Raw genomic sequence first — 24,469 nt, 5'->3', positions numbered from 1 at the left:
TTTGTTTACATCTTTTTAGTGCGCCGTAGCAACGCCCTTGTCGTCGAAGCTGTAATTTACTCCGTCGATGGTCTGCATAGTGTCCGTCAGCGGTACGCCGTCGGCGTCGGTGTAGTAGCGCTGGCTGTTCCATGTCGCCCAGCCCTCGGTAACGTAGCCCACGTCGCCGATAACGTAGTATGTTCCGCCGTCGGTGAAAGGCCCGCGAAGCTGCGCGCCGTTGTCGAGGTAGTATTTGTTGCCGTCTATCTCCGTCCAGCCGCGTTTCAGCTTGCCGTCGCTGCCAAAGTAGTAGTTTATTCCGTCGATCTCGTTCCAGCCTTTAGCCGCTTCGCCGTTGTCCTTGAAGTAGTATGTGCCGTCGGGAACGTTTACCCACTTGCGCTTTACCGCGCCGTTTTGACCCATGTAGTATATCGCGTCGTCGCGCTTCTGTATGCCCTTTGTGAGTGCAGAATCGCTGCCGAAATAGCACATCGTGTCGTCGATGTTGTGCCAGCCCGTTACCGCATAGCCCGAACCGTCGAAGTAGTAGGTCTTGTTTTTCTCGGTGCGGAAGTCGTTCTTTACCCACTTCTCGCCCTCGGCGTATCTCAGCCCGTCAGCCGTTTTCGTCAAGCCGCTTGGTACTGCGCCGTCGCTGCCGAATTCGTATTCGTCGCCGTTGACTTTCATAGTGCCCGTAGCGCATACGCCGAACTGACCGAAGTAGTAGCGCTTGCCCTCTATGTCGTGCCAACCGACTACCTTTTCGCCCGAAGATGGGTCGAAGTAGAATTTGTATCCCGCTATCGTTACCCAGCCAGTCTGCACCAAATGGTCGCTGTCGAAATAGTGCTGGTAAAATACGTTCTTGCCTACCTTGCCGTAAGCTTCGAGGAAGAAATGCTCGTAGGTATCTTCTTTCAGATATGTTTCCTCAAGCGCCTTTGCGCGCTTTTCCTCTTTCTTAGTAAGCTTTTTCGCGCCGGAATTTATCTTCTGTATCAGCTCGTAGTCGCTCTTGAACTGCTTTATCTCCGAGCGGTATGTGTCGGAGTAGGCGAGCGTTTTCGTCAGCCCCGTAGCCGCCTTGTGCGTTTTCGGGTCGAAGAAATAGTAGCTGCCGTTCCAGTTAAGGAAGCCCTGCTGTACCTTTCCGTCGTCATTGAAGTAGTAAAGCTCTCCGCCGATCTCGTTCCAGCCGTATGTCAGCCTGTTCTTTTCGTTGAAGTAGTAGTACTCGCCGTCAACGTGTATAAAGCCCCTCGCCGCCGAGCCGTCTTTGGTAAAGTAGAATTTGTGCCCGTTGTCCGTGAACCAGCCGCGTATCATCTGTCCCTGGTCGGTAAAGTGATACCTCTCGCCGTCGATGGTCTTCCAGCCCTTTACCATGTGGTGGTCTTCGTCAAAGAAGTAGGTGTTGCCCTCTATCTCGGTGAAACCCTCCGCGTAAGCGCCCGTCTGCGGGTCGGCGTAGATGTAGTATTTTCCATCGTTGCCCCAGCCCTTGAAAAGGCTGCCGTTCTCTTGGAAATTGTATGTGTTTCCGTCGATGGTGGTCACGCCCGTTACCATGTGCCCGTCTGAGGCGAAGTAGTAGGTGCTGCCGTCTATCTCGGTAAATCCCTTGGCTATCTGTCCCTGATTTTCGCCCGACTCGAAGAAGTAGTACTGTATGCCGTTTATCTCAGCCCAGCCGCTTATGCGCTTGCCGGATGCGTCGTAGTAGTACTGACCGTCGTTGTTGAAGCCCGTGTCTGGGAAACCGTGGTCGTTGAAGTAATATTCCTCGCCGTTAAAGTCGCAAAGCCCCGTCTTGAATATACCGGATTCGTCTGATAGGTAGTATTCCTCGCCTTTTATCTTCACGATGCCTTTCTGCATTACGCCCGATTTGTCGAAGTAATACCTGTTGCCGTCGTACTCCTGCCAGCCCGTGAGTATGTAGCCGTTCTCGTCAAAGAGGTATGAGGAGTTGTCGATAAGCTTTAGCCCTACGGCGCGCTCTTTTGTGGACTGTACTATGTAGTACGTTCCCTCGGGCTTAGTGTGCCAGCCGGGCGAGTATGTAGAGTTGTAGTAAAAATAGCCCGCAAATCCCGCGCCTATTACCGCCGAGCATACCGCCGATGAAAACGCGGCGTTGAATCTGCTCTTGCCGGTGCGCAGAGTAAGCAGTCTTTTTTTCTGACTTCCGTTAATGCTCATATATCAACTTTCTTTCATTTTAGTCGCATTTGCCTATGATTATACATCTTATATTATATCATAATCCGCCCGCCAATGCAAGAGAAAAAGGCGAAATTTCGCTGAAATTTCACCTTCCTCCGAATGATAAATTTTTGTTGAAGTTGACTAAAGTTTACGCCGTGCCGCAAAGATCATATCGCGCGGCATTGCCTTATTATCTCTTTACGTTGAAAGCTGCCATGCCGGGATAAACCGCGCTTGCGCCAAGCTGCTCTTCGATCCTGAGGAGTTGGTTGTACTTTGCAACTCTCTCAGAGCGGCTGGGTGCGCCAGTCTTGATCTGACAGGTGTTGAGCGCTACCGCGAGGTCTGCGATGGTGGTGTCAGCAGTTTCGCCTGAGCGGTGTGAGGATATAGCGGTGTAGCCCGCCTTGTGCGCCATCTTGATAGCTTCCAGCGTTTCGGATACCGAGCCGATCTGGTTCAGCTTTATCAGTATCGAGTTGCCGCAGCCAAGCTCAATGCCCTTAGAAAGACGCTCGGTGTTGGTGACAAATAGGTCGTCGCCAACGAGCTGTACCTTGCCGTCCAGCTCCTTAGTAAGAAGCTGCCAGCCCTCCCAGTCTTCTTCGTCGAGAGCGTCCTCGATCGAGATGATGGGGTACTTTTCAACAAGCTTTTTCCAGTGCTCGATAAGCTCGGCAGAGGTGAACTTCGTGCCTGCCTTGGGCAGTACATATTCGCCCTTCTTCTCACCCTTCCATTCGCTGGAAGCTGCGTCCATAGCTATCATAAAGTCCTTGCCCGGCTCGTATCCCGCATTCTTTACAGCCTCGAGGATGTACTGTATAGCTTCTTCGTCGCTCGCCAGGTCGGGTGCAAAGCCGCCCTCGTCGCCGACAGATGTAGCCAGTCCCTTAGATTTCAGCAGAGAAGCCAGCGCGTGGAAAACTTCTGCACACCAGCGCAGCGCTTCCTTAAAGCTGGGCGCGCCTACGGGCATTATCATGAATTCCTGTACGTCAACGGTGTTCGCAGCGTGCGCGCCGCCGTTGAGAATGTTCATCATAGGAACGGGAAGTCTGTTGCCCGAAATTCCGCCGAGGAATCTGTAAAGGGGCACGTCCTGCGAGATAGCGGCCGCTCTTGCGCAGGCGATGGATACCGCGAGTATAGCGTTCGCGCCGAGGTTCGACTTGTCCTTAGTTCCGTCCGCGTCGATCATAGCCTTGTCTACCGCGTAGATGTCCGAAGCGTCCATGCCGCAGATAGCCGCGCTGATAGCGGTGTTGATGTTTTCAACTGCCTTGCTTACGCCCTTGCCGCAGTATCTTGCCTTGTCGCCGTCGCGCAGCTCAAGCGCTTCAAATTCGCCAGTAGATGCTCCACTGGGCGCAGTGCCTCTGCCGATAGTTCCGTCCGCGAGGGTAACTTCCGCCTCTACCGTCGGATTTCCGCGCGAGTCAAGTATCTCTCTTCCAATAACTTTTACGATTTCCTGATGATCCATGTTTACAAAACTCCTTTTCTGCTGACATTTTTGCCGAAGGGCTCAGTTTCGGCTCGGCGAAAGGGCTCATTCTCCCGCCGCAGATGTCTTGTGTAGATTTGCTGATGTGCAAATGGTTTATTCTTATCAAGTTAAGGTTAGCATATGCTAACTGACTTTATACCCATTATATCACGCTTTTTTGCCGTTGTCAATCCTAGTTAGTATAGGATAACTTATTTTATACATCTGCACAATTTATGATTTCCAAATGCATTAAAAATATACACAATTAACGAAAACTCTCGACCGTTTTACCAATCGGGAGTTTCTCGCAGGGCAGGGAAGCGCTCGTTCACGCCTGCTGCTTACCCTGCATATCGAGTATGAATTTTACAAATTTGTCCATAGTTTCTTCGCTTAGCTGTGAGATCAGCGCCGCCGTGTCGCCCGCTGCATTCTCGTCCGAAACTTTCAGATTGCTGCGCAAAAAGTTCTCGATTATGATGCTCGGCGTGTAAAGCTCGTTCGCCGCCTTTATGCCCGATTCTGTCAGTTCTATCTCGCGGTAGGGCGCTTTCTTGATGTACCCTTCGTCGATGAGTCGCTGTGTCATTTTTACTGTGCTGGCTTTCGTTACCCCCAGCAGGCGCGATACCTCGGTGGTCTTTATCGGCGTGCTGCTTATTCCCAGCGTGTATATTGCGTATAAATATCTTTTCTGCGATTGTGTCAGCGGCATTTCTGTTCCCTCCGTATAAAAGTTAGCATTTCCTAACCTATGCTTTTTATGAGTTAGGCATTACTAACTCTCTATATAAGTTTAACATGGCTAACCCGATTTGTCAAGTGTTTTTTGCGTAAAAAAGGTTATTTTCTTGATTTTAGATATTTTAAGTCACATTTTTGAATATTTTAACGCCGGAATACTCACGTCGGAATGCTTCTACATTTTTTTGCAATAGCTGCATTTTACGCACCCTAAATATGAATTGTCATTAAATTTTTACTTGACAAAGTGATAACAGTGTGTTATAATTATGATAACATATTTGATTGGAGGAAAAACTATGTTAAGAAAAAGGATCGCCGCGATCTCCGCTGCAATTATAATGTCCGCTTCTATGTCGGCAGCAGCACTCCCCGCAGGCGCAGTTCAGACAGACAACAATACCGCGATAGTTATGGGCGCTACCCGCCTAACAGTTACCTTCGACGCTAACGGAGGCAACTGTTCCACAGGCTCAAAAATAGTTACATATGGTCAGAAATACGGCACTCTGCCTTCCGCCACTCGTTCGGGATACAGCTTCCTCGGCTGGTATAACGCAAGCGGCAAAAAGGTCACCGCTGATACTGTATGCACTAACGGCGTTTCGCACACTCTTACCGCTAAGTGGCAGAAAAAGGCTACTAAATGCACCCTTAAATTCAATGGCAACGGCGGCAACGTTTCGTATAAGTCTAAGACTTACACAGCAGGCAAGATAATAGGCTCTATGCCTACCGCCAAGAAGAGCGGCTATGTTTTCAAGGGCTGGTATACTAAGAAGAAGGGCGGTACAAGAGTTGGTTACAGCACCGTTCTCAGCACCGTTAAAAACCGCACTTTATACGCTCACTGGAGCGTGCCTACTCAGTCTACGCTGAAATATAAGTTCGATAACACTTACGAGGGCTTTGATTACAGCTATGATTACACCATTCCTGTCGGCGCTTACAAATATATGTTCGGCGATACTGACGGTTTCTGGATTTGGTACTATTATGGTCAGGACTGGGGCGGCAACTGCTACGGTATGTCCACCACTTCTACCATGTTCAATACCTCTACCTTTAAGATCCAGAGCTTTAATAAAAAGAAGCTTTTCCCGAAAGACCTCAGTATAAATGATTACAGCAAAACCTATGGCATGACTCTTCGCGAGTTTATCGAGCTTATGCAAATATCTCAGCTTGATAACGGTATTCAGAATACATTTAATAAGCATATCAACAAGTACGCTGATATCATCAAGAATGTAAGAAACTGCAAGAACGGCAAGGGCAAGCCTACCGTAATGTGCCTTTTCCAGGACGGAAGCGGTCACGCTATCGTCGCTTATGACGTTAAGAAGATAGGCACTACTTACAGAGTTTACTGCTACGACTGCAACTGGCCTGATGATAAGAGCTATATCGACATCTATTCGCGCAACGGTCATTTCACAGGCTTCAGCTTTAATTCCGGTATTCCTTCATGGGGCGATTACGGCGTGCTCCGTTCTTCTGACGGCGGTCAGCTGACTTACGTTACTCAGAGCAGCTTCTATAAAGTTTGGAAGAACCGCGCTCATAAGTCGAAGTACTCCACCCTCTCGCTCGATGCTCAGAATGCCGAGATCTATAATTCTAACGGCGTGGTCTGCGCGGCTGTAAAGGACGGCGTTTTCGAGTCTTATACCGATGAGATCTTTGAGGCTAAGACTATCGACATGGATCTTGCTTCCAAGCTTATCTACCTCCCCGAGGGCGATTACGTTCTTGTCAATAAGGACGACAGCGAGCTTTCCGCTTCGCTCCACCTCGATGAGTCTACCTGCACCGTTAAGTCGCTCGCTTCCGTTGTCAAGCTCAGCGTAAACGGCGATCCCGATGTCAAGATCAGCGCAATGGCAGGCGACTCCTACTCCGTTACCGTTAGCGGCGAGGGCAGCGAGTACACCGCCGAGGGCTATGTTGACGCCGATGGTACGCTTATCGTAGAGAATGATGGTGAGGAGTTCACACCTAATGAAACTCCTGCTGATGACGCCGATGCAGAAGAAGAGGCTGTTACTGATCTCGACTCCAGCTCCGCAGCTGAATAATTCCTATAAATATAATTACGACCGACTGTACGCCTGCCGCACAGTCGGTCTTTTTGCGCAAAAAAAGATCCCGCTGAGAATGCTCGGCGAGATCTTGCCATTTTTAGTTTGTTTTGATCTCTGGTGTGAAATCAAATTTCATCGCCAGCGAGCGAAAAAGCTCCTTCATAACATTCGTCGCTATCGCCTGAATGTCCAGTGACTCGATGTAGCTTATCGTTTCGGCGATCTCTTCGTCCGGCACGTCGTAAGCGTTCAGGCTCATGGTGATGAACCTGCGCAGCTTTTTCTCCAGCGTGAAATACTTGTCGCAGGGACGTGCCATGTAGGCGCGCATTATTCCCGCCGAGCCTATGTCCAGTTCGTAGAAATCGCTTACCGTGTTTTCTGGCATATACTTGCCGAATATCTTGTAAAGCTCGTCCGCCGTGTGCTGGTAAACGTACTCCGCCGTGTCCGGCTTCGAGTATATCTCTACATAGATGTCGCGGATGTTCTCATTCAGCTCGGTTATCGTCAGCTGTATCGCCGTTTCCAGCGCATATATCTTTAGCGGTGAATCCCCCGCTCCCGAGATCATTTTTGCCGAATCAAATTGGTTTTTATACATAAACTCCAGCAGATCCATCAGTACGCCCTCTTTGGCGTGGAAGATGTTCTGAAAAGTGCTGCTCGAAACGTCAGCCTGCTTCAATATCTCAGCAACGGTAGTGTCGTGGTAACCCTGCTTTATGAAGAGCTGTACGCAAGCTGAGAGTATCCTCCTCTTAGAATCTGCGCTGTTGTAACGTCTTGCCATTGTCCTACCCCTTTGTAAATCATACTGCATTTATATTATATCACGATTTTTTCTTTTTTGCAAGTGTATCTATCAAATTTAGTCAATCTTTTTAAAAAATCAAGCTTTTTTTACTCTTTTTCAAGCAGTTTGAGGTAGCTCTTTATTATCTCTATGCATTTGGTATAGTCCATGTTGCTTGTGTCCAGGCAGATGTTGTAGTTCTTGGCGTTCGTCCAGTCCCTGCCCGTGTAGTGCCTGTAATACTCGCTGCGCTCCTTGTCGGTGCGCTCGATTATCTTCTGCGCTTCCTTCTCGCTCACGCCGTACATATCCACCACGTTCTTCACAGCCGTTTCCATGTTGGAATACACGAATACTTTTACAACGTCGCGCCTGCCGCTCAGTATAAAGTCCGCGCACCTGCCGACGATAACTGCTGGCTCTTTGTCCGCAAGCTGCTTGATTATCTTCGCCTGAAAGTTAAAGAGGTTTTGGTCTGAGGTAAAGTCGCGGTGGTCGGGCGAGAGAAGCTCGCCTTTGTAAACGCCGCCCTTGCGCAAAAACGAGCCTTTCAGCTTCTCGTCTACCAGTCCGAAAAAGCGCTCGTTTATGCCGCTGTCTTCGCTCGCCAGCTTTATCAGATCTTTGTCGTAGTATTTTATGCCGAGGTCTTCTGAGAGCATTTTGCCGATGGTCCTTCCGCCGCTGCCCATTTCTCTTGCAATGGTAATGATCTGTGCCATGTTAGCTCACTCCTTATTCCCCTAAATATGCCTTTTTTACCGAATCGTCGTTCATAAGCTCGTGCGCGTCGCCCGAAAGCACTATCTTGCCCGTTTCCAGTACATACGCGCGGTCTGAGATCGCGAGGGCTTTTTTCGCGTTCTGCTCTACCAGCAGTACCGTAGTTCCGCGCTCTCTTATCATCTCGATTATCTCAAATATCTTCGATACCAGCAGCGGCGATAGTCCCATTGAGGGCTCGTCCATCACCACTATCTTCGGCTTCGACATCAGCGCTCTGCCCATAGCCAGCATCTGCTGCTCGCCGCCTGAAAGCGTTCCCGCTATCTGCGTCTTGCGCTCTGCCAGTCTGGGGAAAAGCTCGTATACTTCCTCGATGTCTTTCGCTATGCCCGCCTTGTCCTTGCGCGTGAATGCGCCTAGCTTTAGGTTGTCGAGCACCGTGAGGTTCTGGAAAATTCGCCGTCCCTCGGGAACGTGCGCTATGCCCATCTCTACTATCTTGTGCGCGGGCGTTTTCGTAAGCTCTTTTCCGTCAAAGGTTATCGAGCCTGACTTCGCGTGCAGCAGACCCGTCAGCGTGTGCAGCGTCGTGGTCTTGCCCGCGCCGTTCGCGCCGATGAGCGCTATTACTTCGCCCTCGTTTACTTCAAATGATATTCCTTTCAGCGCGGCGATCATGCCGTAGCTCACATAAAGGTCTTTTACTTCTAACATTGCCATGTCTGCCGCCTCCTTTAATCGCCGAGATATGCTTTGATAACGTCGGGGTCGCTCAGTACGTTTTCAGTCTTGCCCTCGCAGAGCATCTGACCGAAATTCAGCACCGTCAGCTTCTCGCATATTCCCGAAACAAGGCTCATGTCGTGCTCTATCAGCAGTACTGTCATGCCGAATTTATCTCTTACCAGCCGTATCATGTCCATAAGCTCGGCAGTTTCGTTCGGGTTCATGCCCGCCGCAGGCTCGTCCAGCAGCAGCAGCTTAGGCTCGGTAGCCAGCGCACGCGCCATCTCGAGCCTGCGCTGTTCGCCGTAGGGCAGTCCAGAAGCGGTAAGCTCCGCCTTGTCCTCCAGCTCGAAAACTTTCAGCATCTCCATAGCCTTTTCGTTCATCAGCTTTTCCGTCTTGAAATATTTCGGCAGCCTCAGTATTCCCGTCAAAACGCTGTACTTGTAATGGTTGTGCAGAGCCACCTTTACGTTGTCCAGTACCGTCATGTCTTTGAAAAGTCGTATGTTCTGGAAAGTTCTCGCTATGCCCGCGCGGTTGATCTCTATCGTGCTCTTGCCCGTGATGTTTTCGCCGTCCAGCAGTATAGTTCCATCCGTAGGCTTGTAAACGCCCGTCAGCATATTGAATACCGTGGTCTTGCCCGCGCCGTTAGGACCTATCAGCCCGTAAAGCTGCCCCTTTTCTATCGTGATGTTGAATTCGTCAACTGCGCGCAGTCCGCCGAATGATATGCCTAAGTTTTTTACTTCCAGTAAAGCCATTTTCACTCAGCCTCCTTTGCTTCCGCAGTTTTGCCGCGCTTAAACAGCGCTTTGAATTTCTGTGTGTTCGCCTCTATAAATGCTTTCGATTTTTCGTTCGAGGTTATTATCATCATTACTATCAGTATCACCGCGTAGATCAGCATACGGTAGCTGCTTATGCCTCTCAGCATCTCGGGCAGCAGTACCAGTACCACCGCCGCGATAACGCTTCCGCGTATGTTGCCTATGCCGCCCAGTACCACGAATACCAGTATCAGTATCGAAAGGTTGTAGTCGAATTTTGAAGCCTGAAGCGTGTAGAAGTTGTGCGAATACAGCGCACCTGCCGTTCCCGCAATAAATGCCGTCAGCGCAAAGGTTATCAGCTTGTACTTAGTGATGTTCAGTCCTACCGACTGCGCCGCTATCACGTTATCTCTTATCGACATTACAGCTCTGCCCGTGCGCGAGTTGATGAAGTTGTAGGCGATGATGAGCGTCAGCATCAGCATTATCGCGCCGATGAGGAATGTCGAGTCGTTCGGCGTGCCGCTTATGCCCTGCGGGCCGTTCAGCAGCAGCGTGCCGTCGTTCTCAAGGTTCAGATTGCTTAGGCTTTTCAGCGATATGTGCACGCCCTTTGAGTCGTAGCCGACGTACATAGCCGCAAATACGTTCTTGATTATCTCGCCGAACGCCAGCGTAACTATCGCAAGGTAGTCGCCGTTGAGTCGAAGTACAGGTATGCCTATAAGTATGCCGAATATAGCCGCGAATATTCCGCCGATGATTATAGCGAGCGGGAAGCGTATCAGCGGCTGGGTTATGGTCTCGGAAGTCAGCTGCGAGAAAACCGCGCTCGTGTAAGCGCCTACGCACATAAATCCCGCCTGACCTAAGCTAAGCTCGCCCAGTATGCCTACCGTGAGGTTGAGCGAAACTGCCAGTATCGAGTAAACGCAGAGCGGCACCAGCAGACCCGTAAGCATACTGGAGATGTATCCGCCTGAAGAGAGTATCTGCATTACCGCAAAAGCGATCAACACCATAGCGTATGTGATGAAGCTCTTTTTTGTCAGTGGAGCAAGCTTCTTTTTTGCGGCTTTATTTTCGTTTTTCACAAAATATCTATCCTTTCAGATTTATACTTTTTCGTTTATCTTCTTGCCAAGTATGCCCGTCGGCTTGATGATGAGCACCAGTATCAGTACAGCGAAAACTATCGCGTCCGCAAGCTGCGGCGAGATGTAGGCTCTGCCCAGTATCTCTATAATGCCTATCAGTATGCCGCCGATCATAGCGCCCGGTATCGAGCCTATTCCGCCGAATACCGCCGCTACGAATGCCTTTATGCCGGGCATCGCGCCGGTGGTGTTTTGCAGGGTCGGGTACGCCGAGCAGAGCAGTGCGCCCGCTATCGCCGCCAGTCCCGAGCCTATCGCAAATGTCAGCGAGATGGTGCGGTTTATGTTTACGCCCATAAGCTCCGCCGCGCCGCGGTCTTCTGATACCGCAAGCATCGCTCGTCCGCTCTTTGTCTTGTTTATGAAAAGCGAAAGTCCTACTACTATCAGTATCGAAATTACGATTGCTGTCGATGTTTCGCCCGATATTACTATCTTTCCGTCAAAAAGCTTTAGGCTCGGCACATTTACTACCGAGGTGAAGTTCACAGGCTTTTCGCCGAATATAAGCAGCGCCATGTTTTGTAAGAAATAGCTTACGCCGATAGCCGTGATAAGTACCGCCAGCGAGGTCGCCTGCCTCAGCGGCTTGTAAGCTACCTTCTCGATCACGATTCCCAGCAGCGTGCAGGCGATGACCGCCAGCAGTATCGAGATCCATGAGTTCAGCCCGAATGACGTCATAGCTATGAATATAACGTAGCCGCCCACCATGATAACGTCGCCGTGCGCGAAGTTCAGCATTTTTGCTATGCCGTAAACCAGCGTGTACCCCAGCGCTATAACGGCGTATATGCTTCCTAAGCTTATGCCGTTTATGAGGTTATTTAGAAATCCCATTTAGAAAAACAGTCCTTTCCGCAGGCGGTCAGTTTTTTTGCAGTCCCGCCTAGAGTAATTATAATCTTAATTATATCATAATTCTTTCACTTTTGCAACAAAATTTGATGAATAAAATAAAAAAAGAACCGACATTTTTTGTTTTGTCGGTTCCATTTTTTTAACTCATAATATTAGAGTGCCGAATAAGCGCCGTCCTTGATTATTACAGCTTTCGGGTCTTTCGATACAGCGCCGTCCTCGCTCCACTTCATGTTTGAGCCGGTAAGTCCGTTGTAAGAGAAGTCGGGGTCGGTTATGGCTTTTTTCAGCTTCTCGCATATCTCAGAAGCTTCCATCTCGTTGGTTATCTTTTCTTTCTTCATAAGCTCTGCCAGCACCATGATTCCGTCGTAGGTGTCGGCAGCGAACTGGTTCGGTATCTCGCCGTAAGCGTCTTTGTAAGCCTTTACAAAGTCCTGAGTTTCCTGATCCTGCGCATCTGCAGCGAAAGGTGTCAGCAGCATTACCCCCTCAGCCAGCGAGGTGTCGAAGTTCTTGATGTTCAGCAGTCCGTCAAGTCCGTCGCAGCCGAAGAATTTCGGGCTGAAGCCTAAAGATTTGCTCTGGGTCAGTATCAGCGATGCCTGCTGGTAGTATATCGGCAGGAACATAAGCTCAGCGCCCGCGCTCTTGGCAGCGTTTATCTGCGCGGAGAAGTCGGTCTTGCTGTCCTTGGTGAAAGACTGCTCGGCTACTATATCAAGTCCCTTAGCTTCAGCCTCTTTCTTGAACATATTGTATATGCCCGAAGAGTAAGCGTCGGAGCTGTCGTATATTACCGCTATCTTCTTAGCGATATTGTTGTCCGCGATGTAGTCCGCCGAACCTTTACCCTGGTTGGGGTCGGTAAAGCATACCTGGAAGCAGTTGTCGTTTTTGATAACGTCCTGCGCCGAAGCGGAAGGCGTCATCTGGAAAATTCCGTCCTGCTTGGTCTTTTCAATTACCGCAAGGCAAGAGCCTGTAGTTACAGTGCCCATCATTACCTGCATACCGTTGTCTTTCAGCGCGTTGTAAGCGTTTACCGCCTTGTCGCCCGGGTCAGCTTCGTCGTCCTCGAATACCAGCGAAAGCTTTATGCCGTTTATTCCGCCGTCATCGTTTACTTTTTTTACTGCCAGCTCAGCCGCGTTCTTTACAGCCACGCCGTACTGCGCGTTGTCGCCTGTAAGAGGGCCGCTGCTGCCTATTACTATCGTGTCGCCTTTAGCTTTCTTTCCGCAGCCCGCAAAGCAGGATACCGAAAGCGCCGCAGCTACCGTCAGCGCAAGTATTTTCTTGATGCTTTTCATATAAATTACTCCTTTTTGACCGCCTTTGGCGTTTTTCTTATTTGAACTATATCATACCACTTTTTCAGCGCTCTTGTCAACGATATTTTTCACAAATTCGTCAGCCTTTATTACAAATTTGTTGTTGGAATCAGCATTTTCCAATGTTAATTCATATTTCTGTAACATCAAAGCGCCGCAAATACTAAAAAACGGAGCATTTCATTAGGGGAGTGCTCCGTATTTCAGCTTTATAAGTGCCGGATATATTAGTCCTCTTCTTCCTCCTCGGGCATATTCCAGTTGTGGTAAACGTTCTGTACGTCGTCGTTTTCCTCGAGGTTGTCCAGCAGCAGACCCATCATCTTGAGCTGCTTTTCGTCGGTAAGAGTGGTGTAGGTAGAGGGTACCATTTCGCTCTCGGCAGACATTATGCTGTAGCCCATGCCTTTCAGCGCTTCGCTTACCGCAGTAACGTCGTTCGGCTGGCAGCTTACTTCTATGATCTCTTCCTCTACGTTAAAGTCGTCCGCGCCTGCCTCAAAGCAGTCTTCCATCACCTTGTCCTCGTCCGCGCCGTTGTTCTCCAGCAGCACAGTGCCCTTTTTGGTGAACATGAACGATACGCAGCCGCTGGTGCCCATGTTTCCGCCGAACTTGTCGAAATAGTGGCGCACATCGCCCGCGGTGCGGTTCTTGTTGTCGGTAAGGCATTCTACTATTACAGCTACTCCGCCGGGGCCGTAGCCCTCGTATACCATCTCTTCGTAGTTGTTCTTGTCGCCGTCGCCCGCAGCCTTCTTGATTATTCTGTCGATGTTGTCGTTGGGTATGTTGTTCGACTTAGCCTTAGCGATGAGGTTCGCGAGCTTCGCGTTGTTAGCGGGGTCGGGTCCGCCCTGCTTTACTACTACCGAGATCTCTCTGCCTATCTTGGTAAAGATCTTGCCCTTTACGGCGTCGTTAGCCTCTTTCTTTCTCTTGATGTTTGCCCATTTTGAATGTCCTGACATTTATTTTCACTCCTTGATGTTATTTCTTATGATCTCATAAAGCTCGCCGCAGCGCTGCCGCCTGCCTGTGAGCGCTAAATATCCGAATACCGCTTCCAGCCCCGTGGCGGCGCGGTAGTCGGCGTTCGTAGAGCTTTTTGGCGCGTTGATGCCGTTCGCGTTGCGCCCGCGCTTGTAGATGTACTCCTCCTGTTCGTCAAAGGCATTTTCGCAGAGGTAGTGCGCCGCCCTTGCCTGATATGAGGCGCACACCAGCTTTACCGCGTGCGTGTGCAGCTTTCTCGCTGGCATATTCGCCGTAAGTATCAGCTCGCTGCGTACCAGCTCTTCGTATACGCTGTCGCCGAAAAATGCAAGCGTCAGCGGCGAATACTGTACAGCCTCAGCGTGTGAAAGCGTCTTGTTCAGTTCCGTCAATGCTTTCATCTCCCGTTTTTACTCTACAAAATCAAACTCGAAGTCGAAGATGTTTACCGTGTCGCCCTCGTTTATGCCCATTTCTTCCAGCTTGTCGATTATTCCCGTCGAGCGAAGTACTCTCTGGAAATATTGCAGGGAAGAGTAGTCCTCCATATTGCAGGAGCGCAGCACGTCCCAAAGCCAGTCGGCTTCCACATAGTAAACGCCGTCCTCAACCGTCACGCTGAAATCTTTTTTCGAGAGCAGCTTGTCGTCCAACTCTTCCTGCGTCAGCGGCTGAGCCTCAAACTGCTTCACGGGCGGCAGCTTCACAAGGTCTTCGTATACGGCTTTCACAAGTTCCTGTGTGCCCTTTGTCGTCGCCGCCGAGATCTCGAAGAATTTGTATCCCTTTTCGGTGACGTATTGCTTAAAGCGCTCTATCTGCTCGGGGGTCGCCATGTCGCACTTGTTCGCCGCGACTATCTGCGGCGCTTCCGCCAGCTCTTCTGAGAAATTCTCCAGTTCGCGGTTTATAGCTTCAAAGTCCTCTATCGGATCTCTGCCCTCGCAGCCCGAAACGTCTACAACGTGCACTATCAGCCTGCACCGCTCAACGTGTCTGAGAAATTCGTGTCCCAGTCCAACGCCTTCGCTTGCGCCCTCGATAAGTCCGGGTATGTCAGCCATTACAAAGCTGCTGTTTTCGTCCAGCCTTACCACGCCCAGTACAGGCGTCAGGGTAGTGAAGTGGTAGTTCGCTATCTTAGGCTTCGCCGCCGATACTACCGAGATAAGCGTTGATTTTCCTACGTTCGGGAAGCCGACAAGTCCTACGTCCGCTATCAGTTTAAGCTCAAGCTGTACTTCGTACTCGTCGCCGCGAAAGCCCGGCTTCGCAAAGCGCGGTATCTGCCTTGTCGAGGTCGCGAAGTGTGAGTTTCCTCTGCCGCCTTTGCCGCCTTTGCAGATCACTACGGGTTCGTCGCCCGAAATGTCCGCCAGTATCCTGCCCGTTTCGGCTTCTTTGATGACCGTTCCGCGCGGCACTTTTATAACTAGGTCGGGCGCGTTCCTGCCCGTGCAGTTCTTAGCGCTGCCGTCCTTGCCCCTCTCCGCAACGAATTTGCGCTTGTATCTGAAATCTATCAGGTTCGAAAGGTTGTCGTCGGCTTTGAAAACTATGTCGCCGCCCTTGCCGCCGTCGCCGCCGTCGGGGCCGCCCGCCGCAACGTATTTTTCGCGGTGAAAGGAAACGCAGCCATCTCCTCCGTCGCCTGCTTTAATATAAATTTTTGCCGAATCTACAAACATTTATCATTTATCCTTTCATCTCGTAGTAATATCAATTGCCGTTCTGCTTATTGCTGTCGTTCTTTGCCAGTCGGGGCGCAGCCGGCGCGCTCGCGTCCAGCCCCATCTTCTTGCGCTCCATGAATACTTTGTACGCTTCGTCAAATTCGTTCAGCAGCTCGTCGGTGTCGTCTTTCACCGTCAGATCGGTGGTGTCGTAAGGCACGTCAGTTCGCGGATATTTCATCGCGATCTTTATCTCTCTCATGCCGATGGAAAAAAGCACCGTAGTTACTATCAGCGCGCCGACCGCCGCCATGGATGAAAGCCCCTCCGTAACGCCGGGTACGGCTTTTCGGTATTCCTTAGCCGCCGCGTACCCCTTCTTTTCGGTGATGTAGTACCCGCCGCCCGAGCGCGACTTGTAAAGCGTGTAGCTCTTTTCGCCGCGTTTGACCAGTCTGCTGTACATTTTGTAAAGCTCTTTGTCAGCATACTGCTTGTGCGTGAACTTGTCGCCGTTTGAAAAACTGCCGCTGAAAGATACCGTGTATACTAGGTACGTTCTGCGGTGTCCGCGTGTGTGGGTCGTGTGTTCGCTGACGTTCGCGTCTGTCACTTCGGCTTTTACCGAGTCAACGTAGTCTAGCGTTCTGTTTGGCTGTACCACCGCGAAAAGCCCCAGAACTATCGTTATCGCCAGCATTATCAGCCCCGCGCGCATAAATCCTACTCCGATATTGTATGTGAAATGCGCGCCGCTGTCTTTAACAAAGTATTGGCATAAATTGTGTAAGTGTTTCATAATTTTTTATTTTTGTCTATATCTGCTTTTGTAAGTCTTTTTTCTGCAAAAAAACCCCAAGCTTTGTTGGCTCGGGGTATAATTTGTATTAAGTCAATATCGCGCAGCGGGTGCAGCCGCCGAGCGGTGCTGCCTTATGCCTGAGGATAAACAGAAACCTTTTTGCGGTCCTTGCCAACTCTCTCAAATTTAACAACGCCGTCAGCCTTTGCAAACAGCGTATCGTCGGAACCTCTTCCAACGTTTTCACCCGGATGGATGTGAGTTCCTCTCTGACGAACAAGGATGTTGCCTGCGAGTACGAACTGACCGTCAGCTCTCTTCACGCCAAGTCTTTTGGACTCAGAATCACGGCCGTTCTTGGTAGAACCCATACCTTTCTTATGAGCGAAAAACTGCATAGAAACTCTGATCATTTATTACACCTCCAAAAAGTGTGATACGCAAATGTCACTTCTCAGTGATCTTTACGTTGATGGCTTTTGGGAATTCCTCTTTGAGCATATACAGGTGCGTCAGCAAGCCGAGTATCAGCTTGTCGCCCTCGCCGCGGGGGTCTTCCTTCAGCTTTAGTAAAATTTCGTTTTCGTAAGCCTCGGCAGCGGCTTTTATGCCGAATGCCTCGGTTATCGTGTTGGCTGTCAGCATCACAGCCGAGCTTACAGATGCGCAGGCTATATCCTGCCCGAAATCTGCCATGCCCGCGTGTCCTGATACGCTGAAGCCGATAAGTTTGTTATCGCTTGTGCGATAAAACTCAGCCGTTATCATTATGCGTTGATAGCTTCGATAGCGACCTTGGTGTAGGGCTGTCTGTGACCGAGCTTTCTCTTGCAGCTCTTCTTGGGCTTGTAGGTGAATACGGTGATCTTCTTAGCCTTGCCGTTTTTAATTACCTTTGCGGTAACGGTAGCGCCGTCAACGTAAGGAGCGCCGGCCTTTATGCCGTTATCTCCGCCTACTGCGAGAACCTTGTCGAAAGTGATGGTATCATCAGCGTTTACGTCGAGCTTTTCGATGAAGATCTCGTCGCCTGCCTTTACCTGATACTGCTTTCCGCCTGTTTCAATTACTGCGTACATCTTTAAGTACACCTGCCTTTATACAAAACTCGCTGCGTTCGGTGTATGCTCAAATAGGCATAGCTTATCCGTTACCGAAAACATGCGGCTTATATATTATAGCACACCCATCACCCGTTGTCAAGCGTGCTGCTTTTACGCAAATAAATTTTACACTTTTTTAACATTTGTCCTCAGCAGTACGCTTCCAGATTTTTCTTTATGTTCTTGATTATCTTCTTTTCCAGCCGAGATATGTATGACTGCGATATGCCTATCCTGTCCGCCACCTCTTTCTGCGTCAGCTCCTTGCCGTTTTTCAGCCCGAAACGCAGCTCCATTATCTGCCGCTCGCGGTCTGAAAGCTTCTCTATCTCCGCCATCAGCGCCTCACGTTCGCACCGCTGTTTCAGCTTGTCCGCCGCCGATTCCTCGTCTGAGCTTATTATGTCTGACAGCAGCAGCTCGTTGCCGTCCCAGTCGGTGTTCAGCGGCTCGTCTATCGAGATCTCGTTGCGCTGCTGCGAAGCTTTTCGCAGGTACATCAGTATCTCGTTCTCTATGCACCGCGAAGCGTACGTCGCCAGCTTTATGTTTTTCTCGGGACAGAAAGTCCTTACCGCCTTTATCAGCCCGATCGTTCCGATAGATATAAGGTCTTCCAGCCCCGCTGACGGCGACTCGAATTTTTTCGATATGTATACTACCAGCCGCAGATTGTGCACTATCAGTTTCTCCCGCGCCTCCGTTTCGTTCGTTTTCATCAGCTCAAAAGTCGCCTGCTCCTCCTCGCGCGTCAGCGGCGGCGGCAGCTGTTCCGCTCCGCCGATGTATAGCACCTCCTCGCGCACGCCCTCATCGCGGAATATCTTCGCTATCAGCGCCGCCAGCTTTTTTGTGAGTTTAGTCATTCTCGCTCTTCTCCTTTCAGGTAAGTAAACATGGGTTGAATACAGCGCATTGGCTGCGCTCGCCGCTCGCGATTATCCCTACGCAGCAGAGCACCCGCTTCATGCTTTTTCCGCAGCTTATAGTGACCTCGCCCTTGCTCGTGACGTATACCAGTCCCTCGCCGCCGACTGTATTGTACGGTATAGGGTGAAAGCCGTAAAAGCTCATTCTTTCGGGTATGTCAAGCTCGTACTGCCTGTACATATCGTCTGAGCGGAATATCACTACCGGCTGCCCCGTAAAGCTGTCGCTCAGGCAGTTGCCCGTGTCCGCGATGGCGGGCAGCGTTATCTCGTATCTGCCGAGTGTGTACCGCGCGCGGTATTTTTTGTGCGCCGCCGCTTTCCGCCGCTGTACTGTTTCGTATATCACTATCATAACGTACAGCATAGCCGAGCATATCCCTATGTCCAGCAGCGATATGTCGAAGTACATGACGTAATTTCTCATATACATTATCCTGCTGTGCGTTAGGTTTATCAGCATAAAGCAGCACCCGCCGAATATCACCTCCATAAGCCCGTATAAAAACAGCCGCTTTATAAACGCCGAAAAGTTTTCGGGCAGGTAAGCCGCTATTATCACCGCCGAGATAACCGCAAGCTTCCCGAGCGTCACCCCCAGCGCCCCGCCGAAGCTGTTTGTATGTATCATCGCGATGAGCGACCCCGCCCCGCCGAAAGCGCAGGCGGCGGCTTCCCGCAGCGCAGGTATCTTCTGGTGCACTATCCTGCTTATGCACTGCAAATATATCAGACTGATGAGCGCGTTCGTTATCACAAGCACGTCTATGTATATCTTCATTCCCGCACCGCCTTTCTGCTTTAATTATACCCCCCTCCCGCGGCGCAATAGGTCGAAAGCGAACGCTTCCGCATAATAAAAAAGAGCCGAGTTTTTATCGCTCAGCTCTTTCATTTCGCATATATTATATAAAGGTATGTCTTCTTACTTTGATATGAATTTATGGTACTCTTTATTAAAGTCTTTCAGCTCGGAATCTATCGTTCCCGAATATGTTTCGCGCAGCTTTGTCCATGTGAACTGTACTCCGTCGTCGTCCGTTTTCATTACCGATGTGTACATATACGGTATTACAGCTTCCTTTGTGGCGTTGGTAGCCGCGTCGTCGTTAGAGAGCAGTGTGGATATTCCGTAGCCGGGGTCTACCACCTTGACGTACTTGTCGCTCAACGGCTCTTCGTTCGCCATTTCGTACATCTCTTCCGTCCAGTACGGCGAGGTCACGAAGAATTTTTCTTTGCCTGCTTCCATAGCGTCTGGGTCGGTGTTCGCGTAGCGCGCACATTCGTACCAGCACTTCACAGCGTCGCTCTTTGTCGAGCCTTTTACCCACATATACGCCGTTATGCCGATGGTGGTGTAGTAAGTGTCGCTGTTAGGGTCGCGCGGCATGGGCACTACGCCCCAGTTGTCGCCCTCTCTCGGGTTTATAGCCCAGTTGCCCATAGCGTAGAAGAGTACGTTTTTCTTGAAAGCGTCGTTTGCCGAGCCGTACCAGTCGGCGTTGTAGAAACCGTTTTTCTGTACCTCGTACAGCAGGGAAGAGGCGCGGTCGAAGTCGGGGTCGGTTATATTCGATACATATTCGTCCTTCTCGCTGTCGTATGTTATCAGCGTCTTGCCCGTAGACTGAAATATGAATGGCGCGAACCAGCCGTTTATGCCGTAGCGTATCTCGTCGCCCTCGGCGTTTGAGCAGTATTCGTCCATCATGTCGTACCAAGTATCCCATGTCCAGCTGCCGTCCATGTAAAGCTCGTAAGGGTCGTCCAGCGTGTTGGCCTCCATAACGTCCTTGTCATATACCATAGATGAAAGCACGTTGAGGTTTATCGGCGCAACGTAGTGCTCGTCTTTCAGCGTAAACTGGTCGGCAAGCCCCTTCATGTCCTTCCACATATCGTCATCAAAGTCAACTATGCTGTCTACCGGCTGGAACATTCCCTTTACGCAGTAGCAGGGAAAAGTCATCTTCTGCTCAAACCAGAAGATGTCGGGCGGGTCGTTTGAGAGAAGTCGGTTCGCAAGCTGGTCGTACTTCGTGGTAGATGCGCACTGCGAATATTTTATCTTGCCGCCCTTGCGCTCAAAAAGCGTCAGGTCTACGCGCTTCTCCTGCGCCGCAGAGGTCGGGTTTATGTCGAAGTAAGAGAGCCACTCCAGCTCCTTGTCAGCCTCATCGGGTATGTCGGATATGCCGTCGGTCGCGGTCTCCGCTACCTTTACCTTGTCCTCATACTTTGAAGAGCTGTCGCTTTTTCCGCCGCCGCAGCCTGCGGCTGTAAACGTTAACATCACCGCGGCTGAAAGCGCGGCAAGCTTGCGTGCCTGTATCATATTTTCTCCTCCATATTAGATATTTGAATATGCTGATATATCTTAATTCTATCATGTCTGCACGCCGATTGTCAATCATAACATTAAATAAAAATTTGCTATATTTTTTTACATTATACACAATTTAAATATCTAAGTTGTATAAATCGTGCCAAGGTTTTTATGTTTTTTTCACAAAAATATTTTTTGATTCTTGAAAATCATTGATTTTTTATTTTCTGTATGCTATACTGTATATGTATTTGAAAATGGCGACTTGACCAATTTAATAATATAGAATTAGAATTTCGATATAAAAGGGAGGCGGCAGATGTTGAAAAAGCGCATAGGCATTTTTATACCAAATATCCATAAAGTAGGCTATCATAATCATCTTAACAGCATAAGCGTAAGAGCTGCGGAAAACGGCTATGATACTATGTGCTTCAGTTCCTATACCGACCTGTATAACGGCAACAGCTACGATGAGGGCGAAAAAAGCATTTTCCACCTGTCGTATGAGGCTGACCTCTGCGCTATGATAATTTACAGCGAGCTTATCAAAGACGAAGCGCTTGTAAAAGACCTTGTTGATTTCGCCGACGCTCACGGCATACCTGCCTTTGCGATAGATAAAAAGGTGAAGGGCGCTTACTATATCGGCTTTGATTACGATACGGCATTTGAAAAGATAACCGATCATATAGTCGAGCAGCACGGCGCTAAAAATGTTTACATGATAAGCGGCCAGCGCAATAACAGTTTTTCGCAGGACCGCGAAGATGCTTACCGCCGCTCGCTCGAAAAGCACGGCATAGCTTTCGATCAAAATAAAATATACTACGGCGAGTTTTGGGATTCTCCCGCCATGCAGGCTGTGAAGGATATTCTTAAAGACTGCGGCGGCGTTTTGCCCGATGCGATAGTCTGCGCAAATGACTCTATGGCGATAGCTGCCTGCACCGCGCTTGAGGAAAACGGCGTTGCTGTACCGGAGGATATTATCGTAAGCGGCTTCGATGGCATCGAACGCGCAGTAAAAAACTGTCCGTCTATACTTACCGCTAAGTATGATTTTGAAAAATCGGCTGAGTATATGATAGATGAGATAATACGGCTTGAAGGCTCTGTACCGCAGCCCTGCGATAAGATATTCGGCTTCGATATAGTGCTCGGTCAGTCCTGCGGCTGTATAGATAACTCTGCCAGGATTTCCGGTAAGATCACATTGCAGCTTTATGATATGATAGGTCAGCGTGAAGAGTTCAAGACGAGCATGGATCACATGTTGCTTTATAATAATACCGGCGATGAGCTTCAAGCTGTTCTTCCCGGTATAGGAAAATATGTAAAGTCTATACTCTACTGCGGTGTCGCTATCTATATCTATCCCGAATTTTTCGGTTACAGCAAAAAAGATTACCCCGGTCGCGTTCTCGCGGCGTACCTTGACCCCGAAAACCTTGAGTATTTCACGCCTTTCGCCGAGGTAGACAGCCAAGAGATCTACCCCGTCAGCATTTTCAAAAACTGCTCGAATTTCGTTTTTGTGCCCCTGCATTGTCAGGACAGAGTTTACGGTTATGTCATGATAAGCCGCCTTACGCTCAGCTTCCTCGCTTTCGACCGCCTTGCGGATTTCGTGGTGCACCTGAATATGCTGCTTTCCAGTATAGAAAACGCCGCTAAGCTCAACGAGGTAGTTAAAGCGCTGAATGATATGTATATCCGCGACCCGCTCACAAACCTGCTCAATCGCCGCGGCTTTGATCGAGAGATACCCGCGGTCATAATGCGCGCAGAAAAAGAAAATAAAAAGCTTCTGCTTCTCTCCGCCGACCTCGATGGGCTGAAGTTCATAAACGATTCTTTCGGTCATAACGAGGGCGATTTTGCTATCTATACTGTGGCGTATGTGCTTGAAGATACAGTCAGTGATATGGGCGTTTGCGCACGTTTCGGCGGCGATGAATTTATGGCTCTGCTAGTTGCAGATATCACCCCTGCTGAGCTTGAAAAACGTTTTTCAGATAAGATAAACGAAGCCAGCTACGCCGCCAATAAGCCTTACCACATAAACGCCAGCGTTGGTGTAGAGGAGTCGGCCCCCGAAGAGATCGTAAACACTTTCAAAGAAGTAGTAAAACGTGCTGACTCTAAAATGTATAAGCATAAGAAGAAAAATAAGCTTATCAAAGGCTTTAGATTCGCTGAGGGATAACGCATTTTTTATCGCTGTTTACCGCACACTTTCGCATTTCGCAAGGTGTGCGGTTTTTTTTGTTTTGCGACGATTTAGGTATTTTGGTGAAATCTTTGTGAAATATACTTTACAAATCATTAAAAATGTGCTATAATAGATAAATAACCATACAAAAAAGGAATGACAAACTATGGAATGGGCTGAAATAAACATATATACGACTACTGCGGGTATCGACAGCGTTACAGGTATACTTATGGATCTCGGCATTACCGGCTTCGTTATCAAAGACGCTCAGGATTTTGAGGACTTCCTCGAAAATAAGACCGGCAATTGGGATTATATCGACGATGACCTTATGGGTCTTAAAAACTGCGAAACTACCGTTACGGTATATATCCGCAGCGATGCCGAGGGCGCAGAGCTTTTCGCGGCGGTGAAGTCCGCGCTGGCTGCTCTCAAATCGCGCGATACCGACGGCGCTTACGGCAGGCTGGAGTACGATATGTCTAATATCCGCGAGGAAGATTGGGCTAATAACTGGAAGCAGTATTTCAAGCCTATCACTATCGGCGAAAAGCTGCTGATAAAGCCTTCGTGGGAGGCGGCAGACCCGGCTGAAAAGCGCAGGATCTTAGAGATCGACCCGGCTTCTTCTTTCGGTACGGGTCAGCATAATACCACCCGCCTTTGTTTAGAGCTTATAGAAGAAAACCTCGCGCAGGGCGAAAAACTGCTTGACCTCGGCTGCGGCAGCGGTATTCTCTCGATAGGCGCGCTGCTGCTCGGCGCAGAGTCCGCCTGCGCTGTAGATATAGACGACAACAGCGTTCGCATTGCCGCCGAAAACGCTCAGAAAAACGGCATCTCTCCCGAGCGCTATACGGCTTTCTGCGGCGATATAACTTCTGATGAAAAGCTGCGCGAAAAGATAGGCGGCGGGTACGATATAGTCTGCGCTAATATCGTCGCCGATGTGCTCATAGCCATGAGCGGCTTTTTCGCAGGCTTCTTAAAGGCTAAAGGCAAGCTGATAGTTTCGGGCATAATCGACGCCCGCCGCGAAGAGGTGCTCAGCACTATATCTTCCTGCGGCTTCGAGCTTGTAAAATCCGCCAACAGTGAGGACTGGAACGCGGCTTACTTTGTCCGTAAATAACGTGCATTATTAAAATATTTTATACAGAAAGGAAAGATACTATGCAGGCAATTTTCTTAGTTATCAAACAAACAGAGCTGGTAGACAGCATAATGAGCGCCCTTGCCGAAGCGGGCATTCGCGGCGGTACGGCTATCGACTCGGTAGGTATGGCAAGCTCCATCACGCGTATGAGCAATAATCTCGCAATGGTGCAGCTACTCCGCGGCATACTCTCGGGCGATGACGATTCTCATAAATCAAAAACTATCTTCGTTATCGTAAAAGACGAGCAGGTAGATGATGTCAGAAAGGCTATCACCGGCGTTACAGGCGACCTCTCAAAGCCTAACGCAGGTATCATGTTCGGTCTGCCCGTTTCGTTCGTAGACGGTATTTCTTGACCACTACATAAA

General features: G+C 49.6%; 24 protein-coding genes. 4 read left to right on the top strand and 20 right to left on the bottom strand.

Features of this window, described 5'->3' with window-relative positions; all coding sequences use genetic code 11:
- Positions 1-15 precede the first annotated feature (15 nt).
- The 3 genes from LI114_RS00470 to LI114_RS00460 all read right to left on the bottom strand — a co-directional run bounded on the left by LI114_RS00470 (position 16) and on the right by LI114_RS00460 (position 4,403).
- Positions 16-2,190 carry a cell wall-binding protein gene (locus LI114_RS00470; protein WP_227218440.1) on the bottom strand — a complete coding sequence of 725 codons (2,175 nt, stop codon included), beginning with the start codon at positions 2,188-2,190 and terminating at the stop codon, positions 16-18.
- Between the two features lie 196 nt (positions 2,191-2,386).
- Positions 2,387-3,682, bottom strand: a complete 1,296-nt coding sequence (gene eno, locus LI114_RS00465; protein ID WP_227218438.1) for a phosphopyruvate hydratase — start codon at positions 3,680-3,682, stop codon at positions 2,387-2,389.
- A 334-nt stretch (positions 3,683-4,016) separates the two neighbouring features.
- Positions 4,017-4,403, bottom strand: coding sequence for a metal-dependent transcriptional regulator (locus tag LI114_RS00460; RefSeq protein WP_022128499.1), 387 nt, complete (start codon positions 4,401-4,403; stop codon positions 4,017-4,019).
- 328 nt (positions 4,404-4,731) lie between these two features.
- Here LI114_RS00460 and LI114_RS00455 point away from each other — a divergent pair, with 328 nt between their 5' ends.
- Positions 4,732-6,510, top strand: a complete 1,779-nt coding sequence (locus tag LI114_RS00455; protein WP_227218436.1) for an InlB B-repeat-containing protein — start codon at positions 4,732-4,734, stop codon at positions 6,508-6,510.
- 103 nt (positions 6,511-6,613) lie between these two features.
- On the opposite strand, the gene LI114_RS00450 is transcribed toward LI114_RS00455, so the two are convergent.
- The 17 genes from LI114_RS00450 to LI114_RS00370 form a co-directional block, all read right to left on the bottom strand.
- A complete protein-coding gene (locus LI114_RS00450; RefSeq protein ID WP_227218434.1) occupies positions 6,614-7,309 on the bottom strand; it encodes a TetR/AcrR family transcriptional regulator in 696 nt (231 codons plus the stop codon).
- 110 nt (positions 7,310-7,419) lie between these two features.
- Entirely contained in the window at positions 7,420-8,034 is a 615-nt protein-coding gene (locus LI114_RS00445) for an AAA family ATPase (protein WP_227218432.1), read from the bottom strand.
- Between the two features lie 13 nt (positions 8,035-8,047).
- Entirely contained in the window at positions 8,048-8,758 is a 711-nt protein-coding gene (locus LI114_RS00440) for an ABC transporter ATP-binding protein (protein ID WP_227218430.1), read from the bottom strand.
- Positions 8,759-8,772: 14 nt separating this feature from the next.
- A complete protein-coding gene (locus LI114_RS00435; RefSeq protein WP_227218428.1) occupies positions 8,773-9,531 on the bottom strand; it encodes an ABC transporter ATP-binding protein in 759 nt (252 codons plus the stop codon).
- Positions 9,532-9,533: 2 nt separating this feature from the next.
- A complete protein-coding gene (locus LI114_RS00430; protein WP_413770886.1) occupies positions 9,534-10,634 on the bottom strand; it encodes a branched-chain amino acid ABC transporter permease in 1,101 nt (366 codons plus the stop codon).
- Positions 10,635-10,655: 21 nt separating this feature from the next.
- Positions 10,656-11,537, bottom strand: a complete 882-nt coding sequence (locus LI114_RS00425; protein ID WP_227218426.1) for a branched-chain amino acid ABC transporter permease — start codon at positions 11,535-11,537, stop codon at positions 10,656-10,658.
- Positions 11,538-11,710: 173 nt separating this feature from the next.
- On the bottom strand, positions 11,711-12,871 hold the full coding sequence (locus LI114_RS00420; protein WP_022128507.1) for an ABC transporter substrate-binding protein: 1,161 nt from the start codon (positions 12,869-12,871) through the stop codon (positions 11,711-11,713).
- 248 nt (positions 12,872-13,119) lie between these two features.
- Positions 13,120-13,863: a YebC/PmpR family DNA-binding transcriptional regulator gene (locus LI114_RS00415; protein ID WP_022128508.1), complete on the bottom strand. Its 744-nt coding sequence runs from the start codon at positions 13,861-13,863 to the stop codon at positions 13,120-13,122.
- A gap of 6 nt (positions 13,864-13,869) precedes the next feature.
- Positions 13,870-14,280 carry a Mini-ribonuclease 3 gene (locus LI114_RS00410; RefSeq protein ID WP_227218424.1) on the bottom strand — a complete coding sequence of 137 codons (411 nt, stop codon included), beginning with the start codon at positions 14,278-14,280 and terminating at the stop codon, positions 13,870-13,872.
- Between the two features lie 18 nt (positions 14,281-14,298).
- The gene (gene obgE / locus LI114_RS00405) at positions 14,299-15,576 is read right to left on the bottom strand and encodes a GTPase ObgE (RefSeq protein WP_227218422.1); all 1,278 of its coding nucleotides are present in this window, start codon (positions 15,574-15,576) and stop codon (positions 14,299-14,301) included.
- 31 nt (positions 15,577-15,607) lie between these two features.
- On the bottom strand, positions 15,608-16,360 hold the full coding sequence (locus LI114_RS00400; protein WP_227218420.1) for a hypothetical protein: 753 nt from the start codon (positions 16,358-16,360) through the stop codon (positions 15,608-15,610).
- Positions 16,361-16,494: 134 nt separating this feature from the next.
- Complete coding sequence (rpmA, locus tag LI114_RS00395; protein WP_022128512.1) at positions 16,495-16,776, bottom strand: 50S ribosomal protein L27; 282 nt, start codon at positions 16,774-16,776, stop codon at positions 16,495-16,497.
- 34 nt (positions 16,777-16,810) lie between these two features.
- Positions 16,811-17,131 (bottom strand): ribosomal-processing cysteine protease Prp, encoded by a 321-nt coding sequence (locus LI114_RS00390; RefSeq protein WP_022128513.1) that lies wholly within the window; start codon positions 17,129-17,131, stop codon positions 16,811-16,813.
- The gene (gene rplU, locus LI114_RS00385) at positions 17,131-17,442 is read right to left on the bottom strand and encodes a 50S ribosomal protein L21 (RefSeq protein WP_022128514.1); all 312 of its coding nucleotides are present in this window, start codon (positions 17,440-17,442) and stop codon (positions 17,131-17,133) included. The genes LI114_RS00390 and rplU overlap by 1 nt, the downstream gene beginning before the upstream one ends.
- 173 nt (positions 17,443-17,615) lie before the next feature.
- A complete protein-coding gene (gene sigK, locus LI114_RS00380) occupies positions 17,616-18,332 on the bottom strand; it encodes an RNA polymerase sporulation sigma factor SigK (RefSeq protein ID WP_227218418.1) in 717 nt (238 codons plus the stop codon).
- Positions 18,333-18,348: 16 nt separating this feature from the next.
- Entirely contained in the window at positions 18,349-19,176 is an 828-nt protein-coding gene (locus LI114_RS00375; protein ID WP_227218416.1) for a sigma-E processing peptidase SpoIIGA, read from the bottom strand.
- 144 nt (positions 19,177-19,320) lie between these two features.
- Positions 19,321-20,733 (bottom strand): ABC transporter substrate-binding protein, encoded by a 1,413-nt coding sequence (locus LI114_RS00370; protein WP_227218414.1) that lies wholly within the window; start codon positions 20,731-20,733, stop codon positions 19,321-19,323.
- A 310-nt stretch (positions 20,734-21,043) separates the two neighbouring features.
- Here LI114_RS00370 and LI114_RS00365 point away from each other — a divergent pair, with 310 nt between their 5' ends.
- From LI114_RS00365 to LI114_RS00355, 3 genes are all read left to right on the top strand, one after another.
- Positions 21,044-22,933 carry a diguanylate cyclase gene (locus LI114_RS00365; RefSeq protein WP_227218412.1) on the top strand — a complete coding sequence of 630 codons (1,890 nt, stop codon included), beginning with the start codon at positions 21,044-21,046 and terminating at the stop codon, positions 22,931-22,933.
- Between the two features lie 172 nt (positions 22,934-23,105).
- Complete coding sequence (prmA, locus tag LI114_RS00360) at positions 23,106-24,074, top strand: 50S ribosomal protein L11 methyltransferase (RefSeq protein WP_227218410.1); 969 nt, start codon at positions 23,106-23,108, stop codon at positions 24,072-24,074.
- Between the two features lie 41 nt (positions 24,075-24,115).
- Positions 24,116-24,457, top strand: a complete 342-nt coding sequence (locus LI114_RS00355) for a P-II family nitrogen regulator (protein WP_227218408.1) — start codon at positions 24,116-24,118, stop codon at positions 24,455-24,457.
- The last annotated feature ends 12 nt before the right edge of the window (positions 24,458-24,469 follow it).

The organism is Ruminococcus sp. 210702-SL.1.03 (genome assembly GCF_020559915.1).
Classification (GTDB): domain Bacteria; phylum Bacillota; class Clostridia; order Oscillospirales; family Ruminococcaceae; genus YE71.
This window is presented reverse-complemented; position numbering and strand designations above follow the sequence as displayed.